At 31.5% G+C, this 3,749-nt stretch carries 3 protein-coding genes; all 3 read right to left on the bottom strand.

Translation table 11 applies throughout. The features are described from left to right. Positions 1 to 111 precede the first annotated feature (111 nt). The gene (locus tag AC30RD_RS07185; RefSeq protein WP_489493739.1) at positions 112 to 930 is read right to left on the bottom strand and encodes a glucosaminidase domain-containing protein; all 819 of its coding nucleotides are present in this window, start codon (positions 928 to 930) and stop codon (positions 112 to 114) included. Then, the gene (locus AC30RD_RS07190) at positions 914 to 1,678 is read right to left on the bottom strand and encodes a DNA-processing protein DprA (RefSeq protein WP_489493740.1); all 765 of its coding nucleotides are present in this window, start codon (positions 1,676 to 1,678) and stop codon (positions 914 to 916) included. The genes AC30RD_RS07185 and AC30RD_RS07190 overlap by 17 nt, the downstream gene beginning before the upstream one ends. Positions 1,679 to 2,234: 556 nt before the next feature. Beyond that, on the bottom strand, positions 2,235 to 3,572 hold the full coding sequence (locus AC30RD_RS07195; protein WP_489493742.1) for an SLC13 family permease: 1,338 nt from the start codon (positions 3,570 to 3,572) through the stop codon (positions 2,235 to 2,237). Between the last annotated feature and the right edge of the window lie 177 nt (positions 3,573 to 3,749).

Below are 3,749 nucleotides of genomic sequence, written 5' to 3' on the forward strand. Positions count from 1 at the left end.
ATATCTATTACGCAAAAGTTAGATTATGCAGATATATTTTCACAATATTTTATATAAATATAAGGAAAAATCTTCAATCTTTTTTCTTCCAAGTCCAACAGTTTGTTGGATTTAATAATTTTTAATTATATCTTTAACATAATCTTCTCTTCTTTCTGAGTACATTTTTAAATATTTAGCTAGTTTTATACCATCTACTTTTCCTCTTTTTTTTAGCAAAAACCTAGCGTTTCTAAACTCTTTATAAAAAAAGTGACTATTTAAATTTAACATATAAGCTTTCACCGAATCGTCAATGCTTTTAAATTTTGCTACGCTATAACTTTTTAATTCTACTCTAATTTTTTTTGGAATCATTCCTTTTTTTGAAAATATCCATTGCCCAAAAAACGCATTTCCCTCACTAACAAATCTTGAATCCCCCCACCCGCTCTCAATTGCTGCTTGGGCTAACGCCAACGATACTGGAATAGTATCGATCTTTTTATAAAGTTCATCTAAACTCTCTTTTGTTAAAAATTTTTTATAAACGACTTTGTATTTTTTTGCTAGATTATATAGATATTTTTTTTCATCATCAAAAAGAAGGGGAAACTTTCTATATAGTTTTAAAAATTTCTTTCTTTCATGTAATATATCCATATTTGCTCTTATTATGGAAGGCAAAATCGATTTTATAAAAATCTCTTTTTTATTGATATTTTCCTTATTTTTCCAAATTTTTGAAAAATTTTTTATAAAAAGATTTGGAATAGAACTTTTTTCCAATTTATAATCGATTTTTTTATAAACCTCATTAAGCCCTTTTGCGTTTGTTGCGCAAAATCTTTTTTCCAAAAGCTTTGGCTTTTCTTGAAATCTATCTTTTTTTACGCATCCTACAAAAATAAAAAGAGTTAGCAATATAAAAATATTAGCCTTTGTAAACAATTTTTAAATTCCTTATTTCTATAATTCCCAAGATTTCCAATTCAAAAATCTTCTCTTTATACTTTTTTATAGCCTCTTCATAAAATGGAGAACTTTTTAAATATTTAATAAACTGATCTTCATCTTTTTCTATTTTTTTAAAACTATTGGCAAATTCCTCAATATCGTAAATGGGCTTTGCTAGATCGTTTTTTAAAAGATAGTTCGTTGCGCTACTTTCGTTTAATCTATGGGGTAAGACAAATATCGGTTTTTCCATTTTTAAAGCAAACTCTACACTTCTCATAGATCCGCTGTTTAACTGAGCTTCAGCAACAACCAAACATTCGCCTAAAGCGACAACTATCTTGTTTCTTATCACAAAACTCCAATTTGTCGGAACAAATCCCGGATCAAACTGACTTAAAACCAAACCGTTTTTTTCAATATCTTTTATTAAAGATATATTCGCCGCGGGATATCTAATATCCAGTCCGTTTCCCATAACGGCTATTGTATTTTTACTTCCCGCACCCTTATGAGCAGCCGCATCTATTCCCATAGCGGCACCGCTAACTATTACATATCCTCTTTTTGCAAGCTCATTTGCCAGCCTATAGGTTAACTCCTTGGCGTACTTTGAAGCCCTTCTAGATCCAACTATGGAGATTTTAGGTCTTTTAAGCAGCCCCTTATCTCCTATATAATAAAGTTTTTCTAACTGAAACTCTTTTAACTCATCTATCTCTTTTATATCTAAAATATTCAAAGTTTACCTTTGTATATTTGGAATTTGGCATTAGGAATTGGGAATTGGGAATTGAGCCCTCTCTCATCATTTTGACTCTTACCCCCTTACCACCTTCTCCCCTTATCTCCTTACCCCCTTCTCCCTTCAGCCTTTCACCTAACTATTCAACTACTCAACCACTCAACCATTTTAACTATTTTAACTAATACTAAGCCTTCGGTTTGCCCTCGCTCACTTTCTCACTTTTTTACTTTCTAACTTTTTCACTCTTCAACCACTCAACTACTTAACTACTCAACTACTCAACAAAAATTAACCGCAAATCTTCACTCGTTTTACTCGCTTGATTTGCTTCAAGGTAAACCAGCTACTCCTATGCTCGCCACTAAAATCCTTGATTTTAGGGCTCGCATATAGTCGTAGCTTTCGCTCGGGTACGGACAACAAGCAGTTGTTGTCCTAAACCTTCGGTTTACCCTCGCTCACTTTCTCACTCTCTCACTTTTTCACTTTCTCACTACCTAACCACTCAACTATTTTAACCATTTTAACTACTCAACCATCTTTAACTAAACTAAAAATAATTATTCCAAAAAACGATAGCCACTATGGATACTATCGCAACTCCGATTAGATTTATCAAAAATCCTATTTTTGCCATCTCTTTTACTTTTATAACCCTGCTTGACATAATTATTGCGTTTGGAGGAGTAGCAATAGGAAGCATAAAAGCATAACTTGCAGCAATTGTTGCTATAAAAAGAGTTATCTCCACATTAAAGCCGCTATTTTTTGAAAACTCGTAAAATATAGGCAAAGCGATGGACGTTAAAGCTGTATTGCTTGTAATTTCTGTGGAAAATGAAACAAAAAGCGCTATCAAAAAGAGTATTAAAATAAAAGGAAAATTTTCAAAATAGCTAAAATATGATGCTAAAGATGAGGCAAGATCGGTTTTTATAAAAGCTGTAGCTATATTAAATCCAGCACCAAATAGAAAAATTATCTCGTAAGGCATATCTTTAAAATCTTCCCATTTTAAAATACCCACGTTTGGCAAAAACAAAACTAAACCAAAACCTAACAAAATAATCTTTTCATTTAAACCAAGACCGTTGTAAAAAGGCTTTATTGGAGCATTTATTATCAATAAAAGAACCAAAGATATCAAAATAAAAGTAAGTTTTTTTTGCTCTTTAGTTAAAAATATCTTTTTTGGAGCAACTCTTGCGCCTAAAATTTCATCTTTTACCCCTTTTGATAAAATATAAGGAACCAGATAAAGCATTGAGGCAACTATAGGAAAAGTTAGCATCATCCATTCTAAAAAAGTAGGCGAAGAGATCTTGATATCATCTAAAAATCCAAGCAATATAAGATTTGGAGGGGTACCTATAGGAGTAAAAATCCCTCCTATGCTTGCTCCATAAGCTGTAGCTATTAGAAATCTTACCTTTAATTTAATATTTTCGGTTAAAAATATAGCTATTGGCATCATCATTAAAGTAACGGTAGTATTGGATAAAAAAGAACTAAGCACAGCTGATGTGATAGCTAAGGAGTAGATAATGCCTTTTGGCGTATTTGGGAAAAAAGATAAAAGTTTTTGGGCGATTATCTCATGAAGCTTTGTTTTTTGCATCCCCATAGCAAGCAAAAATCCGCCTATAAATAAAAAAATTATCGATTTTGAATAGTTTGGTGTTACACTTTTTATATCTAATATATTTAAAGATGGAAAAAGAATAATGGGAAGTAACGAAACCACCCCCAAAGGCAAACCCTCGTTGCTCCATAAAACTACCAAAAAGGCCACGACTCCTATGAGTCTTGCTTGAATAGGATCAAAAACATAAGAGCTAAAAGCAAAAAAAAGTAAAGATATACCTACGGCAATCGAGAGTTTTTGCATAATATACCTTTTTACGATCTGTTAAAAAAAGTTAAATGGTTGAGTAGTTGAGTGGTTTATTAAAAGTTAAAAAGTGAAAAAGTGAGAAAGTTAAAAAGCAAAAAAAATAATAATCCCACTTTACTACTCAACCTCTTTAACAACTAAAAAACCCATATCTTAAAATTAACTATTTAG

The organism is Nitrosophilus sp., from assembly GCF_982775275.1.